Origin of the sequence: Microbacterium sp. MEJ108Y, assembly GCF_000834175.1 — a bacterium.
GTDB classification, from domain to species: Bacteria; Actinomycetota; Actinomycetes; order Actinomycetales; family Microbacteriaceae; genus Microbacterium; species Microbacterium forte.
Window position 1 is genome coordinate 477,988 of record NZ_JXQX01000038.1, and the last position, 17,452, is coordinate 495,439.

The 17,452-nt window shown below is 67.5% G+C and carries 20 protein-coding genes; 9 read left to right on the plus strand and 11 right to left on the minus strand.

The features are described 5' to 3' along the window. Positions 1–9: 9 nt before the first annotated feature. Both RU09_RS17140 and RU09_RS17145 read right to left on the minus strand, forming a co-directional pair. Positions 10–546, minus strand: coding sequence for an isochorismatase family protein (locus tag RU09_RS17140; protein WP_042542036.1), 537 nt, complete (start codon positions 544–546; stop codon positions 10–12). A 5-nt stretch (positions 547–551) separates the two neighbouring features. Then, positions 552–1,115, minus strand: coding sequence for an alpha/beta fold hydrolase (locus RU09_RS17145; RefSeq protein WP_042542037.1), 564 nt, complete (start codon positions 1,113–1,115; stop codon positions 552–554). Between the two features lie 248 nt (positions 1,116–1,363). Between RU09_RS17145 and RU09_RS17150 the strand changes: the two genes are divergently transcribed. Further along, positions 1,364–2,470: a N(5)-(carboxyethyl)ornithine synthase gene (locus RU09_RS17150; RefSeq protein WP_042542198.1), complete on the plus strand. Its 1,107-nt coding sequence runs from the start codon at positions 1,364–1,366 to the stop codon at positions 2,468–2,470. Between the two features lie 137 nt (positions 2,471–2,607). On the opposite strand, the gene RU09_RS18630 is transcribed toward RU09_RS17150, so the two are convergent. Continuing rightward, entirely contained in the window at positions 2,608–2,763 is a 156-nt protein-coding gene (locus tag RU09_RS18630; RefSeq protein ID WP_156145963.1) for a hypothetical protein, read from the minus strand. A 40-nt stretch (positions 2,764–2,803) separates the two neighbouring features. Beyond that, positions 2,804–4,570, minus strand: coding sequence for a GNAT family N-acetyltransferase (locus RU09_RS17155; RefSeq protein WP_042542038.1), 1,767 nt, complete (start codon positions 4,568–4,570; stop codon positions 2,804–2,806). Positions 4,571–4,654: 84 nt separating this feature from the next. Between RU09_RS17155 and RU09_RS17160 the strand changes: the two genes are divergently transcribed. Then, complete coding sequence (locus tag RU09_RS17160) at positions 4,655–5,434, plus strand: alpha/beta fold hydrolase (protein WP_042542039.1); 780 nt, start codon at positions 4,655–4,657, stop codon at positions 5,432–5,434. 76 nt (positions 5,435–5,510) lie between these two features. Further along, positions 5,511–5,801, plus strand: a complete 291-nt coding sequence (locus RU09_RS17165) for a hypothetical protein (RefSeq protein ID WP_231567657.1) — start codon at positions 5,511–5,513, stop codon at positions 5,799–5,801. Between the two features lie 63 nt (positions 5,802–5,864). Here RU09_RS17165 and ychF read toward each other — a convergent pair whose 3' ends face one another. Both ychF and RU09_RS17175 read right to left on the minus strand, forming a co-directional pair. After that, positions 5,865–6,938, minus strand: a complete 1,074-nt coding sequence (gene ychF / locus RU09_RS17170; protein ID WP_042542040.1) for a redox-regulated ATPase YchF — start codon at positions 6,936–6,938, stop codon at positions 5,865–5,867. A 49-nt stretch (positions 6,939–6,987) separates the two neighbouring features. Beyond that, positions 6,988–7,737 (minus strand): class I SAM-dependent methyltransferase, encoded by a 750-nt coding sequence (locus RU09_RS17175; protein WP_042542041.1) that lies wholly within the window; start codon positions 7,735–7,737, stop codon positions 6,988–6,990. A 59-nt stretch (positions 7,738–7,796) separates the two neighbouring features. Between RU09_RS17175 and RU09_RS17180 the strand changes: the two genes are divergently transcribed. Together RU09_RS17180 and rmuC are read left to right on the plus strand one after the other, a co-directional pair. Then, a complete protein-coding gene (locus tag RU09_RS17180; protein WP_042542042.1) occupies positions 7,797–8,390 on the plus strand; it encodes an exonuclease domain-containing protein in 594 nt (197 codons plus the stop codon). Positions 8,391–8,434: 44 nt separating this feature from the next. Continuing rightward, positions 8,435–9,787, plus strand: a complete 1,353-nt coding sequence (rmuC, locus tag RU09_RS17185; protein ID WP_042542200.1) for a DNA recombination protein RmuC — start codon at positions 8,435–8,437, stop codon at positions 9,785–9,787. A 2-nt stretch (positions 9,788–9,789) separates the two neighbouring features. Here rmuC and RU09_RS17190 read toward each other — a convergent pair whose 3' ends face one another. Further along, positions 9,790–10,086, minus strand: coding sequence for a hypothetical protein (locus tag RU09_RS17190; RefSeq protein WP_042542043.1), 297 nt, complete (start codon positions 10,084–10,086; stop codon positions 9,790–9,792). Positions 10,087–10,243: 157 nt separating this feature from the next. Further along, positions 10,244–11,230: a class II fructose-bisphosphatase gene (gene glpX, locus RU09_RS17195; RefSeq protein WP_042542044.1), complete on the minus strand. Its 987-nt coding sequence runs from the start codon at positions 11,228–11,230 to the stop codon at positions 10,244–10,246. Positions 11,231–11,412: 182 nt separating this feature from the next. On the opposite strand from glpX, the gene fbaA reads away from it, so the two are divergent. Beyond that, positions 11,413–12,441, plus strand: a complete 1,029-nt coding sequence (fbaA, locus tag RU09_RS17200) for a class II fructose-bisphosphate aldolase (RefSeq protein ID WP_042542045.1) — start codon at positions 11,413–11,415, stop codon at positions 12,439–12,441. Positions 12,442–12,501: 60 nt separating this feature from the next. Here fbaA and RU09_RS17205 read toward each other — a convergent pair whose 3' ends face one another. The 3 genes from RU09_RS17205 to RU09_RS17215 form a co-directional block, all read right to left on the minus strand. Next, positions 12,502–13,041: a DUF6264 family protein gene (locus RU09_RS17205; protein ID WP_042542046.1), complete on the minus strand. Its 540-nt coding sequence runs from the start codon at positions 13,039–13,041 to the stop codon at positions 12,502–12,504. A gap of 284 nt (positions 13,042–13,325) precedes the next feature. Then, positions 13,326–14,126, minus strand: coding sequence for an IclR family transcriptional regulator (locus RU09_RS17210; protein WP_042542201.1), 801 nt, complete (start codon positions 14,124–14,126; stop codon positions 13,326–13,328). Next, a complete protein-coding gene (locus RU09_RS17215; protein ID WP_197066103.1) occupies positions 14,119–15,198 on the minus strand; it encodes a 4-hydroxy-3-methylbut-2-enyl diphosphate reductase in 1,080 nt (359 codons plus the stop codon). The genes RU09_RS17210 and RU09_RS17215 overlap by 8 nt, the downstream gene beginning before the upstream one ends. A 54-nt stretch (positions 15,199–15,252) precedes the next feature. On the opposite strand from RU09_RS17215, the gene xseA reads away from it, so the two are divergent. From xseA to RU09_RS17230, 3 genes are read left to right on the plus strand one after another with little or no spacing between them, the layout of a single operon-like run. Next, entirely contained in the window at positions 15,253–16,545 is a 1,293-nt protein-coding gene (xseA, locus tag RU09_RS17220) for an exodeoxyribonuclease VII large subunit (protein ID WP_042542047.1), read from the plus strand. A 31-nt stretch (positions 16,546–16,576) separates the two neighbouring features. Further along, entirely contained in the window at positions 16,577–16,816 is a 240-nt protein-coding gene (locus RU09_RS17225) for an exodeoxyribonuclease VII small subunit (protein ID WP_042542048.1), read from the plus strand. Next, positions 16,813–17,451 (plus strand): DUF4245 family protein, encoded by a 639-nt coding sequence (locus RU09_RS17230; protein WP_042542049.1) that lies wholly within the window; start codon positions 16,813–16,815, stop codon positions 17,449–17,451. Before RU09_RS17225 ends, RU09_RS17230 begins: the two co-directional genes overlap by 4 nt. Position 17,452 lies beyond the last annotated feature (1 nt).

Sequence of the window (17,452 nt, forward strand, 5' to 3'; positions counted from 1 at the left end):
ATCGGGTCGTCAGAGAACGACCTGATCGTGCGTCGCGATCCCGAACTCCTGCTCCGGATACCGCAGTCCTGAGAAGTACATGTTGGTGTGTGCGACGATCTGCTCGCCCGAGATCGGCACGCCGTCCCATTCGGTGTCGACCGTGGTGTGCGCGTCGCTCACGAGCGTGACGTCGTACCCCTCGGCTGCTGCGCGCTGCGTGGTGGTGCGCACGCAGAAGTCGGACTGCGCGCCGGTGATCACCAGACGCGTCGCACCCAGCTCGTCGAGCGTCGCTCGCAGGGTCGTGTCGGCGAACGAGTCCCGGTAGTCCTTGCGCACGAGGGGCTCGCCCTCTGCGCGATGCAGCGGAGCCGCCAGCTCCCATTCAGGCGTGCCCACGCCGACGGGGTCGTGATGCACCCAGACGACGGGCACTCCGGCTGCGCGAGCTCTGTCGACCAGGGCTGCGGCGCGGGAGAGCACGCCCTGTTCGTCGAAGCACCCGGGGGTCACTCCGGCCTGCAGATCGATCGCGAGGACGACGGTGCGGCCAGATGCTGCCATCGGAGTCAGTCCCAGTCCAGGTATTCCTCGATGATCACGCCGGTCTCGATCGGGTGGTGCATCGGGAACAGGTGGTCGCCCGCGATCGTCTTGATGCTCGACCGGTCAGGGATCGTCGCCTGCAGTGCTTCTGCGTTCGCTGCGGGGGTGTCGGTGTCTTCGGTCCCCTGCACGATGAGCACGGGGATCGCCGGTGCGACCGCGATGTCGACGTCCTCGACACCGAGCAGCAGCAGGCCGTTGGCCCGGTCGCTGTGCGCTGACACCAGCGCACGTGCGATCGTGCCGCCGAAGCCGTGACCGCCGACCCAGGTGTCTTCGATGCCCACGTGATCGATCACGGCGATGACGTCCTCGACGCGCTCGTCGAGCGTCGCCTCGGACTCCGACCGGTGCCCGATCCGCAGCACGTGGAAGCCCGCCTCCTCGGCGAGGTAGTGCGCGGCGACGCCCAGAACGTCGGCGGCGAGCCCCTGCTCCTGGATCAGAACCAGCTTCACGGGGCCGTCTCCCTCGTCCACGAAGGGGATGGCGCGGCCCTCTGGCTCGAAGATCTGGGTATCGGTCATGGGCGCGCGGCTCCTCGTTCGAGTGTCAGGGATCGACATCAAGCGTAGCCCGAGCAGGATGCGAAGATCGGCCCCGCGCGACGCCCCGCCGCCCAGGGGCATAGAGTCAGGGCAGGAGCTGACCCTGGTTCCCCGAAGATGGGAATCCGTTGTCCGACACGACACGCTCGTCCGCAGTTCGCACGTCACCCTCGACTTCGACCGCGACCCAGGGGCTTCTGACCCTCGGTGTGCTGGCGAACTCCTCGATGGAGAACGAGCGACGCCTCCCCATCCATCCCCGCCACCTCGACCGCATCGACGCAGATATTCGTGCTCGCATGATCGTCGAGCGCGGCTACGGCACCGACTTCCAGCTCGAGCCCGGCTACGTCGAAGCCCGCGTGGGACGCGTCGCCGATCGCGCCGAGGTGCTCGCCTCCGCCGACGTCCTGCTGCTGCCCAAACCGCAGCTCGCAGACGTCGCCGAGCTCGCCGAGGGGCGGATTCTCTGGGGCTGGCCGCACTGCGTGCAGGATGCGGCCCTCACGCAGACCGCGATCGACAGCCGCCTCACACTGATCGCGTTCGAGGCCATGAACCACTGGACCTCACAGGGCGACATGAGTCTGCACGTCTTCCACAAGAACAACGAGCTGGCCGGTTACTGCTCGGTCATCCATGCTCTGAGCCTCGTCGGTTCGACCGGCGACTACGGGCCGCGACTTCGCGCCGTCGTCATCGGTTTCGGCGCGACGGCACGAGGTGCAGTGACCGCACTGAACGCGCACGGAGTCCACGACATCGAAGTCCTCACGCAGCGCGGGGCAGCGGCGGTGGGCTCCCCCATCCACAACTCTCATCTCACCCAGCTCAACACCGACGACGGGCCCACGCACCTCAGCACAGTCGAGACGGAGGACGGCCCCGTGCTCCTCCCCGATTTCCTGGCGACGTACGACATCGTCGTCAACTGCACCCTGCAGGACGTCGCAGCGCCGTTGACGTATCTGCGAACCGAGGACCTCGACCGATTCGCATCGGGCAGCCTGATCATCGACGTCTCCTGCGACGAGGGCATGGGCTTCGAATGGGCCATCCCGACGTCGTTCGAGGAGCCGATGTTCACGGTGGGTCAGGGCGTGAACTACTACGCCGTCGATCACAGCCCGTCATACCTGTGGAATTCCGCCACGTGGGACATCAGCGAAGCGCTGCTGCCCTTCCTCCGCACCGTGCTCTCGGGTCCCGAAGCATGGGCTGAGAACTCGACGCTCACACGCGCGATCGAGATCCGCCAGGGAGTGATCCAGAACCCCAGCATCCTGAGCTTCCAGGGCCGAGACGCCACCTACCCGCACCCCCTCGTCGCGTAGCGAGGGTCCGAGCTTCGCAGACGGCGACGGCAGCCGCCGTCACCGGCCCGAGGCGAGATCAAGACCGTGCGCGTGGCCTTGCGCGACTACGCGTGCCAAGCACGCGCCACGGCCTCACCCCAGCCTCAGACGCCTTCTCACTCGGAATAATCGCTGCGGTCTTCGAGGTCGGGTTCCGTCCGCAGCACATCGGCGATCTCCTCCTCCGGTCGCGGCGCGACGGTCTCGTCGAGTTCGAGTTCCGGGACTGACGGCTCGTCCGGGGCGGGTATGTGCACATTGTGATCAGACACGGCTAAGTCCTTCGGTCGGCAACACGGCTAGCGTACGCCGCTAGATGTGCCGTTTCAGCCCGACGTGGGCAGTCTGATATCCGAGTCGGGTATAGAAGGCGCGAGTCCGATCCCGTGCTTCGTCTGTGGTCACCTGCGCCAGTCGCGCGCCCCGCGCGCGACCGAATTCGTGTGCCCACTCGAGCATCGCCGTGCCCAAGCCCCGTGACCGCTCCCCCGGCGCAACCCGCAGTCCCTCGATCTGCAATCGGGTCGAACCACCGCGCGAGAGGCCGGGGATGACGGTGAGTTGCATCGTGGCGACCATGTGGTCGGCACTGTCGCGGACAACCCCCAGATAGTGGGAACTGTCGCGAGCGACCGCGCTGAAGGCGGCTTCATATCGCTCGAGCTCGACGCTCTCACGGTCCGAGCCGAATTGATCATCGAGCAGCAGCGCAGCGATGGCCTCGATGTCATCGCGGCTCGCACGCTCGAGCCGGAAGGTCCGGTCGGCGACCTGCAGTCGCCCACGGACAGAGGACCGCGCGTCCGCCTGCAGTCTGGCCACAAGCAGGTCGAGCCACCCGCCGACGTTGGCGCGAGCCTCAGCGGTATCGGGATAGCGGCATCGCAGGTGCAGGCCCGACTCATCGAGGATGAACCACAGCATGACGCCGTCGGTGTCGGTCGCCGCGCTGACATACTGGGCGTCGAGCGCGACGGAGTCGATTCGCACAGGCAGCCTGCGCAGGTCCAGCCATGAGATCGCGAACATGCCAGGCGCTACGGGCATGCCACCCCACGGAGCGAGTACGTCGGCGAGCGGCCACGCACCGAGTTGCACCGCCTCTTTCACCGCGGCCGCCGCCGCGCGCGGCTCGGCGACGTCCGACTCGAGGACGGAGTTGGTGATGAACCAGCCGACCGAGTCATGCCACGTGTCCTCGAAGCGGCTGTGCACGGGAAACACGGCTCGAAGCGGGGTGCCCGCCAACTCGCGCGTCACCGCGGTCATCGCGACCACCGCGCGTGCGAGGGTCGAGACGCCGTCGTCACGCGCCTGCACGGCAAAGGCTGCGGCGTCGTCGACGTCGAACACATCGCGCACTTCCACGCGCTCACGATGCGGCTCGGGCGTGCCGAGCGGCAACGGGAACTGCGGCATCACACCGCCGCTGTCCTCGATGATGGCTTTCCATCGCTGACGAACGTGGTCTGGCGCAGCATCCCGATCGAGCAATGCTTGCGTGTGTTCGACGAACGCCGGCGCCGCCCCCCGCATCGGTGTCGCGCCTGCCCTCTCGGCGTCGAGCGCAGACAGCAGGTCGCGCGCGATCACCAGCATCGACCACATGTCGACGTGCGCGTGGTCCGCCGCGATCACGACCGTGAGCCCCGCAGCGGTCTCCAACACGCACAGGCGATGCGAAGGATGCTGGTACGGCGAACATGCCGCGTCGAGGATGTCCCGCAAGGCATCGTTGACAGCCTGGCCGGGGGCCACCTGATGCTCGACCCAGCTTCCGGGGCCGATCTCGATCTCGTGAAGCACGGGATCGCCGTCAGCACCGGGCGCGAATGCCGATCGCAGCGTGCCGTGGCGAGCGACGACAGCCAGCCAGGCATCGGCGATCGACTCGCGTCGAGTCGCTGCAGGCAGCCGGAAGGACAATGCCATCCACGAGCCGGATCGGTCGCCTGCTCCGACATGGAGTCGCTGATCGAATGACACGGGGATGCGTCGCCCGAGCCCAGACGCGCTCACGTCGTACCCCCAGAGCCGTCCGAACGGGAGGCGGAGGTGCGTGACGTTGGTCAGTCGCATGGGCAGTACCTTAGCGGCCCCAGATAACCTGAAAACTCCACGACTGCCCGAGCCGACGCGGTGAGTCCCCGATCGAGGAGCCCGATGCCCACTTTCGAGGTGCCCGGAGCCGAGCTGGCTGTGTCCTTGAGCGATGAAGGCGGACACCCGGTGGTCCAGCTGCACGGTCTCACGTCGAGCCGTGCCCGCGATCGAGTGCTCAATCTCGATCTGGGTCGAGGGCTCAGCGGAACACGACTGCTGCGATACGACGCACGCGGCCATGGCAGGTCGACGGGGCGAAAGGTCCCGGAGGACTACCGCTGGCACAACCTCGCCGAGGATCTTCTGCGATTGCTCGATCACTGGTTCCCGGGCGAACGCGTCCATGGAGTCGGCCCCTCCATGGGCGCCGCGACGCTCTTGCACGCCGCGTCGCTCGAGCCTGACCGCTTCACCGGGCTCACGCTCATGGTGCCGCCCACCGCGTGGGACACCAGACCCGATCAGGCCGCGAACTACCGAGCAGCGGCTGCGCTCATCGAGTCTGACGGTGTGGAAGCATTCCACGCCGCCACGCGGGGATCAGTTCCGCCCCCGGCCACCGTCGGCGCCCCGGAGACATGGCCCGACGTCGCCGACGCTCTGTTGCCGTCGTTGCTGCGCGGCGCGGCCCTCAGCGACCTTCCTGCCCCTGAGGCCGTCGCGCAGATCGATGTGCCGACGACGATCTTGGCATGGGTCGATGATCCCGGCCACCCGTTGTCGACCGCCGAATCCCTCGCCGCACTGCTCCCGAATGCAACTCTTGCGGTCGCTCGCACCCCGGGAGATGTCGAAGCGTGGCCCGAGGTCTTGCGTCAGGACGTCGAGCGTCGCGGCTAGACCGGCTGTTCGCGCCGAGTGATACCTTCATGCGGTGAGGCCAGAGTTCCGGGATACCGCAAACGCGGCTTTCGTCGTGACCATCGTCGTGGACATGCCGATCACGAAGCTCCATGCGCTGGACGTCATCGCTTTCGCGTCGGACAGTGCCATCAGAGACGCACGCACCGCGTCCCCTCGGGTGCCGCTTTCGCCCGACGCCTGGGCGGAGGTGCAGATACCACGCTTCGCCGATCCGCCGCCGATCGCCGTCGACGTCTGCTCCGATGCGAGCTTCGACGTCGCGCGGGCTGCCGCCGACCGCCTTGCGGAGGCATTGGTGCAGGTCGGCTGGACCGTGCGTGCTCTGCGTGGCGACGAGATCTGATTCGCGACCCGCGGCGTCGTGCGAGCCACCCTCAATCTCCTCAGCGCTCGGGCCGGACCCCGCTCAGTTGTTGAAGCGGAACTCCACCACGTCGCCGTCCTGCATGACGTAGTCCTTGCCCTCGAGGCGGGCCTTGCCCTTGGAGCGGGCTTCGACGACGGAGCCGGTCTCGACGAGGTCGTCGAACGAAACGATCTCGGCCTTGATGAAGCCCTTCTCGAAGTCGGTGTGGATGACGCCGGCAGCCTGCGGCGCCTTGGATCCCTTGGGGATCGTCCACGCGCGAGCCTCTTTGGGGCCAGCGGTGAGGTAGGTCTGCAGACCGAGGGTGTCGAAGCCGATGCGGGCGAGCTGGTCGAGACCGGACTCGTCCTGGCCGGTCGACGCGAGCAGCTCTGCGGCATCCTCGGGGTCGAGGTCGATCAGCTCGGACTCGATCTTCGCGTCGAGGAAGATCGCCTTCGCCGGAGCGACCAAAGCGGCGAGCTCCGCCTTGCGCGCATCGTTCGTGAGCACGCCCTCGTCGACGTTGAAGACGAAGATGACCGGCTTGGCCGTGAGAAGCCCGAGCTCGCGGATCGGGGTCAGATCGATGCCGGCGACAGACAGCAGCACACCGCGCTCGAGGGCGTCCTTGGCCGCGTGGGCGGTCTCGAGGACGACGGGCTCGATCTTCTTGCCGCGCACCTCCTTCTCGTACCGCGTGATCGCCTTGTCGACGGTCTCGAGGTCGGCGAGCATGAGCTCGGCGTTGATGGTCTCCATGTCGGATGCCGGGTTGACCGCGCCGTCGACGTGCACGACATCGTCATCTGCGAAACCGCGCACGACCTGGGCGATCGCATCTGCCTCGCGGATGTTCGCGAGGAACTTGTTGCCGAGCCCCTCGCCCTCGCTGGCACCGCGCACGATACCGGCGATGTCGACGAACGACACCGCTGCGGGCAGGATGCGCTCGCTGCCGAATATCTCGGCGAGCTTGTCGAGACGCGGATCGGGAAGATTCACCACCCCGACGTTCGGCTCGATCGTCGCGAACGGGTAGTTCGCCGCGAGCACGTCGTTCTTGGTGAGAGCGTTGAAAAGGGTGGACTTGCCGACATTGGGCAGGCCGACGATTCCGATAGTGAGAGCCACGGGGGTCGAGTCTACCTGCCGCAGATGCGCAGCCCCTCCGGGATGCCGGTCAGGCGCGCACGGCGCGGAACGCGTGCGCCACGTAGGGGAGGTCGATCGTCGAGTCGCCCTCGAGCCCCAACTCGTCGAACAGGTCGTCCATCTGTCGCGTGATCTCCGCGCGCTCGTCGGCGGGAGCGGTGATGAGGTAGCTGCGTGAGAGCGCCATCTGGTGCAACTTCGTCCTGCTCATCGCGCGCGTCCACTCCCACTGCTGCTTCTCGACGTGCGTGAAGGGCGCCTCGATGCGCGGACCATCTGACCCGGGGCCGTTGACCATGTTCTCGGCCGGGCTGCTGTGCATGATGTCCGTCAGGCGACGAACCCACTCCACGCGCTCGTCGCGGATGTTCCAGATCAACCCGAGGACTCCCCCGGTGCGGACGACTCGTCCGAGCTCGGCAGACGCGGCTGCCGGCTGCACCCAGTGCCACGCCTGACCGAGCACGACGGCGTCGAGGCTCGCGTCGGGCAACGGCATCCGCTCGGCGGTCCCCTGGAACGTGGGAACACCGGGAACGCTCAGACGCAGGGTCTCGAGCATGGTGGCGTCCGGGTCGACGGCCACGACCTCGGCGTCCGGCGCCTGAGCGAGCACGCGAGTGAGCTTGCCCGTGCCCGCGCCGACATCGGCGATGCGACGAGAACCGTGCGGCATCGGCTCGAGCATCCACGCGACCGCTTCGAAGGGATAGTCGGGTCTCCCGGCCTCGTAGTTCGCGGCTTCGGCGCCGAAGGATGTCGCTCGCTCGGTACTCATGTCGCCAGCCTACGGCGAGTCATCCGGGAGCGTCTCGGATGCCGGGAGAGAGTGGGGATGTGCCACTGGACTTCACCGCTATCGACTTCGAGACGGCGAATTCCAGCCCCGCCTCCGCCTGCTCCGTCGGCCTCGTGCGTGTGCGCGATGGCCGGATCGTCGCGACGGCCGGATGGCTGATCCGCCCGCCCGCCGGGCACGACGAGTTCCAGGAGTGGAACACGAAGATCCACGGCATCCGGGCGCACGATGTGCGGGACGCCGCGAGCTGGGCGGATCAGTTCGACCGCCTGTGCGCCTTCGCAGGTGCAGACGTGCTCGTGGCGCACAACGCGGGCTTCGACCTCAATGTGCTCCGCCGCGCGTCAGAGGCCACGGGTGGCGATTGCCCGCCGTATCGCTCGCTGTGCAGCCTGCAGGTGGCGCGCAAGACCTACGAGCTCGAGTCGTACCGTCTTCCGAAGGCCGCCGAGGCCGCCGGTTTCACCGGATTCTCGCACCATGACGCGCTCGCTGACGCGCTCGCCTGCGCGCACATCATCATCGATGCCGCCCGCCGGCACGGCGCGTCCGACGTCTTCTCCCTGGCCGATGCGCTCGCGCTGCGTGTGACCGATCCGGTCATCGCCACTCCGGAGCGCGCGGTCGCCTGAGTCGCACCGGACGAATGTCCGTGGCCGAGCGCATCATGGAGCACATGGATGCTCTCACGCTCGTTCTCTTCCTGGCCGCGCTCGTGGCCGGCGTCGCAGTGGGCTGGTTCCTCCACGGCTCGCGCGGTGCGGCGGATCTCGCGCGCATCGAGGCGGAGCTCGCCGCCGCCCGAGACGATCGCGACCGGCAGTACGACCTGTATCGGGATGCCGTCGAGCACGCGCGACTCGAGCAGCGCGCCGAGGCGCAGCGTGTGCAGCAGCAGAATGCGGTGCTCACGGCGCTCGCCCCCGTTCGCGAGAGCCTGCAGCAGATGCAGCAGAAGGTCTCGGCCATCGAGCAGGAGAGGCATGCGCAGTTCGGTTCCCTCGCGGAGCAGCTCAGGCGCGCGCAGGAGTCCGACGAGGCGCTGCGATCGACCACCGAATCGCTCGCCGGGGCGCTGCGATCGACAGCCACGCGAGGCGTCTGGGGCGAGACCCAGTTGCGCCGCGTCGTCGAGGCCGCAGGGCTGATCCGTCACGTCGACTTCGACCTGCAGTCGACCATCTCGTCAGACCGCGGCCAGGGCCGCCCCGACATGGTGATCCGCCTGGCCGGCGGCACGTCGATCGCGGTCGACGCGAAGGTGCCGCTCGACGCCTATCTCGAGGCCTCGGCGCTGCCGATCGGCGACGCGCACGAGGCCCAGCGACGCGCGCACATGCAGAAGCATGTGAAGGCGGTGCGCGCCCACATCGACGCACTCGCGAAGAAGGCCTACTGGTCGGGTCTCGACGCGAGCCCCGAGTTCGTCATCTGCTTCCTCCCGAGCGAGTCGCTCCTCGCGGCGGCCATCGATGAAGACCCGACGCTGCTGGACTACGCCTTCAGCAAGCGGGTGGCGCTCGCATCGCCCGTGAACCTGTGGGCGGTGCTCAAGACCGTCGCGTACAGCTGGACGCAGCAGGAAGTGTCGACCGAAGCACGAGCGCTGTTGAACCTGGGAACGCAGCTGTACGACCGGCTCGGGGTGCTCGCCGGTCATGCCGATGATCTTCGCCGCGCGCTCGAGCGCACGGTCGACAGCTACAACAGGTTCGCCGGCTCGCTCGAGAGCCGAGTGCTCGTGACAGCTCGGCAGTTCCCCGGCATCAGCTCGTCGACACTCGACTCGGTCGCACCCGCGGTCACCGCGCAGACCCGACGCTTCACCGCGCCTGAGCTCATGATCGACTCGGAGAAGGAACTCGACTCGAACGTCGGCATCCGCAACGCCGAGGGCGAGGCATCCGAGGAGCCGGGTTCACCGATTCAGGCCGACGTCGGAGACGTCCGCTCTCGTCTCGGCAACGGAGAGTCGGTGCAGACGGGCTCGGCCTTCGGAGCGATCGACCCCGAAGAGCCCCGGAACTGAGGTCAGGCGACGCCCGGCACGCCGCTGAGAAGAAGGATGACGAGACCGCTGGTCACGACGAAAGCGCCGATCATCCACCAGGAGCTGACTTCGTGCCCCTCATCGAGGCGCTTTCGGAACAGCACGTCAGCGCGACGAGCGGGGTCTGCGACAGCGGTCTTGACCACAGGCGGCGCCGGAGTCCCCGTCGGAAGAGGCACACCGGCCTCATCGACATTGATCCGCATGATGCGACCGGTGGGCGTCGTCACGATCTTGGTCGGCGCGGCCTTGGAACCATTCGTGTGCTGCGTTGTCATCGGTCTGCCCTCCTGTGCCTGCGGTGCCTGGCGGCTCCGTCGACGGCGACAAATCCAGTGACAATTGTGACACGGACGCGCGGGAAACCTCGGCTCGGCGCTGCGCACGGCGGTACCGGGTCGGTAACGATGACCGGTTCCGCTCAGATATCAGAGATCAGAGCCACTTCGAGACGAGGTGCTCCGAGGCGATCCTCCGAAGGGTTCCCGACGCGCCGCGCAGCACGACGCTCTCGGTGTAGATGTACCCGTGCTCACGGCGGACGCCGGCCACCAGCTGCCCATCCGTGACACCCGTGGCAACGAAGATCGTGTTGTCTCCGCGCACCAGGTCGTTGGCTTCATAGACCTTGTCCATGTCGAGTCCGGCATCGATGCCGCGCTGGCGCTCGTCGTCGTCGCGAGGCCAGAGTCTCCCCTGGATGTGCCCGCCGAGCGCCTTGATGGCACACGCCGTCACGATTCCCTCAGGGCTGCCTCCGACGCCCACGCACATGTCGGTGCGCGCGGCGTGCCTGGCCGCGTTGATGCCACCGGCGACGTCACCGTCGCTCATCAGTCGCGTACCGGCCCCGGCATCCCGGATCTCCTGAATCAGCTGCTCATGACGCGGGCGGTTCAGCACCGATACGACGATCTCGTCCACCGGCTTTCCGAGGGCCCCCGCGAGCTTGCGGATGTTCTCACCGATCGGAAGACGGATGTCGACCACTCCGACGCCGGCGGGTCCCGTGACGAGCTTGTCCATGTAGAACACGGACGACGCGTCGAGCATCGAGCCCCGGTCGGAGACGGCGATGACGGAGAGCGCGTTCTGGCGCCCCGCGGCTGTCAGCGACGTGCCATCGATCGGGTCGACCGCGATGTCGCACTCGGGGCCAGTGCCTGTGCCGACCTCCTCGCCGTTGAAGAGCATCGGCGCGTTGTCCTTCTCACCCTCGCCGATCACGACACGACCCTGGAAGGCCACGGTTCCGAGGAACGCACGCATGGCATCGACGGCTGCGCCGTCGGCCGCTTCCTTCGCGCCACGACCGATGAAGGGGACGGCACGGATGGCGGCTGCCTCAGTGGCCCGCACCAGCTCCATCGCGAGATTTCGATCGGGACGAAGGGGGCTCAGATCCGCTGTAAGACTAACCATGCGGTCAGCCTAACCATCGGGCGGGCGCGAGACGCCTGTTTTCGGTCAGGCGGCGACGAAGGAAGTGCGATTCTTAACGTGGGCGCAGGAGGAGGAGGTCGGCCGGTCCGCTCCGACAGCATCCGACAGTCAGCCCCGATAGAGTGACTGCTGTCCCGGCTTCCCAAATCGCAGGAGTTCTCATGCCCGTCGCCACCCCGGATCAGTACGCCGAAATGCTCGACCGCGCGAAGGCCGGCGGCTTCGCGTACCCGGCTTTCAACGTCTCCAGCTCGCAGACGATCAACTCGGTCCTCCAGGGCCTGACCGAGGCAGGTTCCGACGGAATCATCCAGGTCACCACCGGTGGAGCGGACTACTTCGCCGGCCACACGGTCAAGGCACGCGCGACCGGCGCACTCGCCTTCGCCCGCTTCGCGACCGAGGTCGCGAAGAACTACCCGATCACCGTCGCGCTCCACACGGACCACTGCCCGAAGGATGCCCTCGCCGGCTTCGTCGAGCCGCTGATCTCCGCCTCTGAAGAAGAGGTCAAGGCCGGACGCAACCCGATCTTCCAGTCGCACATGTGGGACGGCTCGGCTGTCCCCCTGGCGGAGAACATCGAGATCGCCAAGGATCTCCTCCCCCGCATGAAGAACATCAACGCGATCCTCGAGGTCGAGATCGGCGTCGTCGGCGGCGAGGAAGACGGTGTCGCGCACGAGGGCTCCAACGACGCGCTCTACACGACCTTCGCGGACGTCGACCAGGCCGTGCAGGCTCTCGGCCTCGGCGAGCAGGGTCGCTACATCGCCGCTCTCACCTTCGGCAACGTCCACGGCGTGTACAAGCCCGGCGGAGTGAAGCTGCGCCCCGAGCTCCTCGGCGAGATCCAGCAGCAGGTCGCCGCGAAGTACAACACCGGCCCGAAGCCGCTCGACCTCGTCTTCCACGGCGGCTCGGGCTCGACCGACGACGAGATCGCCCTCGCGGTGGCCAACGGCGTCATCAAGATGAACATCGACACCGACACGCAGTACGCGTACACCCGTGCGATCGCGGACTACATGTTCAAGAACTACGACGGCGTCCTGAAGGTCGACGGCGAGGTCGGCAACAAGAAGCAGTACGACCCGCGCGCCTGGGGCAAGATCGCCGAGACGGCCATGGCCGCTCGCGTGGTCGAGTCCACGCGCCAGCTCGGCTCGTACGGACAGTCGAAGAGCTGATCCGTCCCGAATGACAGATGCCCCCGGCCGATCGGCCGGGGGCATCTGTCGTTCAGACGGTCACTGACCGGCTGTCTTGGCGACGAAGTCGATGAAGGCGGGATCGTTCATCAGCGGGATCGAGGCGCAGACGGACGCCACGAGCAGAGTGATCGCCGCGCCGGCGAGCGGCACCCACCACGAGCGCTTGCCGGTGCGAAGGCGACGGATGGAGAAGAACGCGGTCAGCGACCAGCCGACCGCCAGGACGATCGCCGCGATCGTGCCCCAGGTTCTCCCCTGCGCGAAGTTCGTGAACTCTCCGCCCACACCGAGCACGCTCATCATCTGATTCATCGCCGTGGAGAAGTCGAGGTACGACAGGCCCGTCATGACGACGTTCACCAGACCGTAGGCGAGCAGGGCGATCGTGACGAATCGGTCGACCGGACGCGGACGCGCGGGGGCCGAACCGGTCGGAGCGCTGCCAGTCTGAGCGGGCCGGCTCGAGGGTGCACCGACCTCGGCGGTCGGAACCTCGCCCAGCGGAGGCAGCCCGGCTGCCCTGCGCTGCTCGTCGAGGGTCGCGATTTCGCCGTATTGGGGCCGCTGGTCCGTCATCCCAGCATGCTAGTCCGATCGACTAGGAGATGTTCCCAGGGAGCGTCTGAACCGCCCGCACATGATGGCGGCCCCGGAGGAGTGGGGACTCCTCGGGGCCGCGGACTCGGAACGCTGGGGACGTTCGTCATCCAAGTGGATCGAGGAACGCTGGGGACGTTCCACCACCAGTAGCGCCGATTGCACAGACGACTACTTCTCACATGTTATGGAAAGCGTGTGCCCGAGCACCAGTGGCACTTCTTCAGATAGTGAAGAGACGCAGGCGCTGTAAGCGGCGAGCGTCAGAACGACGTCGCGAGACGGGAGGCACTGCCGCCCAGCGCTTCTGCACCCAGCTGGAGCGACAACCGCCGTGCCACCAGTCGGAGCTTCTCGACGAGGCCGCGATCGAGCCGCGGATGGCCTATCGGAAGCGAGACGGCGAGCGACGCTCTGATGTTCGGAGCGGTCACCGGAACGGCGACACAGGCATTTCCGATCGCGTACTCCTCACAGTCCACGGCGAATCCGCGGGAACGCTCGAGCGCCGTCAGCAGAGCCTGTGGGTCCCGTATCGTGCGGGGCGTGAGCTGCTCCAGCGGGTGGCGCGAGAGATAGTCCATCCGCTCATCGCGACTCAGGTCCGCGAGGATCTGCTTGCCGAGCGCTGTCGCGTGCGCGCTCGAGTCGAGACTGACCGACAGGTCGATCCGCGGGCTGCGAGCAGCATCCACGATGTCGACGAGGTGCAGCTCGCCATTCTCGTAGCGGGAGAGGTAGGCGGTGGCGCCCACCTCTTCGGTGGCGCGGCGCAGGGCCGCGCGGACATGGGCGAAGAACACGCCGCCCGCATCGGACCGCGAACGGAATGCGGGAAAGTTCTCGCCGAGGACCAGACCGTCGGGCTCGCTCACGAGATACCCCTCATGCACCAGCGTCCGCACGAGGTTGTACGTCGTCCCGGGGGTGAGACCCGTTCGCGCCGCGAGACTCTTGACCGGCACGGGTCGTGGCGAGTTCGCCACGATGTCGACCAGCCGGAGCGCACGCTGAACCGAGCCGATCAGCGTCGGTGCCGCCTCAGTGGCGCCACTGTCACGCATTCCCACCGGAGGAACGACCTCCCAGCGCACGCGCATCGCGCTGGCCCGCGGCATCCTGCCGCAGTTCCTTCGGCAGCGAGAACATCAGGTCCTCTTCCGCCGTCTTGACCTCTTCGACGTCGCGGTAACCGGCTCCTTCGAGCGCCTCGAGCACCTCGTGCACGAGAACCTCCGGAACGGAGGCACCGCTGGTGACGCCCACCGTGGCGACGCCGTCGAGCCACTCCTGCTTGACCTCTTCGGCGTAGTCCACGCGATAGGCGGCCTTCGCGCCGTACTCGAGTGCGACCTCGACCAGGCGCACCGAGTTCGACGAGTTCGACGAACCGACGACGATCACGAGGTCGGCGTTCGCCGCGACCTTCTTGATGGCGACCTGACGGTTCTGCGTCGCGTAGCAGATGTCATCGGACGGCGGATTGTGCATCTCGGGGAACCGCGCACGCAGGCGATTCACCGTCTCCATGGTCTCGTCGACCGAGAGCGTGGTCTGCGAGAGCCAGACGACCTTCGAGGGATCCTTCACCTGCACGGTGTCGGCTTCGGCCGGCGAGTTCACGATGGTCACGTGCTCGGGGGCTTCACCCGCAGTGCCTTCGACCTCTTCGTGGCCCTCGTGGCCGATGAGCAGGATCTCGAAGTCGTCGCGGGCGAAGCGGACGGCCTCGCGGTGCACCTTCGTGACCAGAGGGCAGGTCGCGTCGATCGCATGGAGTCCGCGGTCGGATGCCGCCTCGACGACGGCAGGTGAGACGCCGTGCGCGCTGAAGACGACGTGCGCACCCTCGGGAACCTCGTCGACCTCCTCGACGAAGATCGCACCCTTGTCCTCGAGCTCGGTCACCACGTGGATGTTGTGCACGATCTGCTTACGCACGTAGACAGGGGCGCCATAGCGCTCGAGCGCCTTCTCGACGGCGACCACGGCGCGGTCGACCCCGGCGCAGTATCCGCGCGGAGCGGCGAGCAGAACGCGCTTGTTCCCGACGACCGGGTTATCCTGAAGCCGCCCGGCCGCCCCACGTACTCGTGGAACGCGCGGAAGGGGCAGATGAACGGCAGTCGAGGTCACTCTTGAATTCTACCGTCGACAACCTGAGCAGGAGCGGGAAGGTGCACTGAGCGGATGACGGTCTTCGAAGCCTCGACGGGATCCGGCGAGACTCCCCCGGCGGATGCGGTCGCTCCGCGCGACTCATCGGCCGATGCTCCGACATCGGTCGCACGCCTCAACGCCACGATCCGCGACTTCGTGGCCCGGTGGAACACCGTGTGGGTGGAGGGCGAGATCACGTCCTGGAACGTCCGCGGCGGCAACATCTTCGCCCGTCTCAAGGACACCCGCTCGGATGCGCAGATCTCGATCCGGGTCTGGTCGAGTGTGCGCCCGCGGATCCCCGGCGACCTGGCAGTGGGCGATCATGTCGTGGCCGCGGTCAAGGCCGACTACTTCGTGAAGGCCGGCGACTTCAGCTTCGCCGTCTCCGCGATGAAGCACGTCGGTCTCGGCGACCAGCTCGAGAAGCTCGAGAAGCTCCGTCTGCAGCTGCGCCAGGAGGGACTGTTCGATCCGGCACGCAAGAAGCGCCTGCCCTTCCTCCCGCACGTGATCGGTCTGATCACCAGCGAGAAGTCCGATGCCGAGAAGGACGTGCACCGCAATGCGGAGCTCCGCTGGCCGCAGGTGCGGTTCCGCACCGAGTACGCCGCCGTGCAGGGCGACCGGTGCGTGCCGGAGACGCTCGCGGCGCTGGCGCGTCTCGACGCCGACCCCGATGTCGACGTCATCGTCATCGCCCGGGGCGGTGGCGACCCGCAGACGCTTCTCGGATTCAGCGACGAGCGTCTCGTGAGGGCCGTGGCGGCAGCATCCACGCCGATCGTCAGCGCGATCGGCCATGAGAACGATCACCCGCTGCTCGACGACGTCGCCGATCTGCGCGCCTCGACTCCCACGGATGCCGCGAAGCGCGTCGTCCCCGACGTGAGCGAGCAGCGGGCGTTGATCGCGCAGCTGCGCTCGAGAGCGACGACGAGGCTCACGCAGCGGCTCTCGCACGACATCGCGCAGCTGGAGCAGTTGCGCTCGCGCCCCTCTCTCCGCTCTCCCGACCCGATCATCGAGTCGCGTTCCCAAGACGTGTGGCTGCTGCTCTCGCGCGGCCGCGACACGATCAGGCGCCAACACGATGCGGCCGGTCGCGCGACCAGCGAACTTCGGGCCTCGCTGAGGGCGCTCTCTCCTGCAGCCACGCTGTCGCGCGGCTACGCGATCGCCCACCTCGACGGCGGAGTGATCCTCCGAGACGCCGCGGACGCACCGGCAGGCAGCGGCCTGACGATCACGGTCGACCGGGGCTCGATCGCGGCGCGCTCCGAAGGCGAGATCGAGGAAGCACCGGTGCCTCGTTCCGGCTGAGGGTGTCGTGCGCACCGCGTAGGATGGAGGCGTGAGTGCGCTGAATGACACCCCCGTGGACACCCTGTCATTCGAGGCCGCTCGCGATGAGCTCGTGAAGGTCGTCTCCGAACTCGAACAGGGCGCTCCGACGCTCGAACAGTCGCTCGCACTCTGGGAGCGCGGCGAGGCGCTCGCTGCTCGCTGCGAAGAATGGCTGCTCGGAGCGAAGCGCCGCCTCGAGGCCGCGCGCGCCACGTCGACCGGCACCGCCGAGGGAGACGAATCGTGAACAAGCCGGCTCCCATCGTCGCCGAGCTCGGGCGTCCGGAGACTCCCGAGGAGACCGCCGCACGCAAGGCCGCCTCGAGCAAGGCCTACCGCTCGAGTCAGACCGTGCGCAGTCTGGTCGCCGCGCTGATCGTCACCCTCGCCATCGTCGCGGTGATCGTGCTGGCCGTTCCGCGCGGAGAGCCTGCGACCACGCAGAAGATCGACGTGGTCGGCATCGCCGGCGACGTGGAATCCACCATGGATCGCCCGGTGATCGTGCCCGATCTGGCGGACTTCTGGCGGGTCAACACCGCCGAGCTCACGAGCGCCGCCACCGTGGTCTGGGACGTCACCCTGGCGCCGTCCGCCGAGGACGAGCGCGGATTCATCAAGCTCGCGCAGGCCTTCGACGCCGACTCCTCATGGGCGCCTCAGCGTCTCAACGGCACCGCGCCCACCGACACGACGTCGATCGGCGGCCTGGAATGGGATGTCTACGACCTCGGTGATGCCGGGGCGAAGCAGAACATCACCTACGCCATCGGCACCCAGGCGGGTGACGACTACCTGTTGCTCTACGGCTCGCGTTCCGCCGATTCCACCGCGGAACTCGCCGAGTCTCTCGTCCCCCAGATCCGCGACCTCTCGGAGTGAC

Bases quoted from the DNA above. Each gene is read 5' to 3' on its own strand.
- RU09_RS17140 (WP_042542036.1), bottom strand. From the start codon at position 546: ATGGCAGCATCTGGCCGCACCGTCGTCCTCGCGATCGATCTGCAGGCC.
- RU09_RS17145 (WP_042542037.1), bottom strand. From the start codon at position 1,115: ATGACCGATACCCAGATCTTCGAGCCAGAGGGCCGCGCCATCCCCTTC.
- RU09_RS17150 (WP_042542198.1), top strand. From the start codon at position 1,364: ATGGAGAACGAGCGACGCCTCCCCATCCATCCCCGCCACCTCGACCGC.
- RU09_RS17155 (WP_042542038.1), bottom strand. From the start codon at position 4,570: ATGCGACTGACCAACGTCACGCACCTCCGCCTCCCGTTCGGACGGCTC.
- RU09_RS17160 (WP_042542039.1), top strand. From the start codon at position 4,655: ATGCCCACTTTCGAGGTGCCCGGAGCCGAGCTGGCTGTGTCCTTGAGC.
- RU09_RS17175 (WP_042542041.1), bottom strand. From the start codon at position 7,737: ATGAGTACCGAGCGAGCGACATCCTTCGGCGCCGAAGCCGCGAACTAC.
- rmuC (WP_042542200.1), top strand. From the start codon at position 8,435: ATGGATGCTCTCACGCTCGTTCTCTTCCTGGCCGCGCTCGTGGCCGGC.
- RU09_RS17190 (WP_042542043.1), bottom strand. From the start codon at position 10,086: ATGACAACGCAGCACACGAATGGTTCCAAGGCCGCGCCGACCAAGATC.
- glpX (WP_042542044.1), bottom strand. From the start codon at position 11,230: ATGGTTAGTCTTACAGCGGATCTGAGCCCCCTTCGTCCCGATCGAAAT.
- fbaA (WP_042542045.1), top strand. From the start codon at position 11,413: ATGCCCGTCGCCACCCCGGATCAGTACGCCGAAATGCTCGACCGCGCG.
- RU09_RS17205 (WP_042542046.1), bottom strand. From the start codon at position 13,041: ATGACGGACCAGCGGCCCCAATACGGCGAAATCGCGACCCTCGACGAG.
- RU09_RS17210 (WP_042542201.1), bottom strand. From the start codon at position 14,126: ATGCGTGACAGTGGCGCCACTGAGGCGGCACCGACGCTGATCGGCTCG.
- xseA (WP_042542047.1), top strand. From the start codon at position 15,253: ATGACGGTCTTCGAAGCCTCGACGGGATCCGGCGAGACTCCCCCGGCG.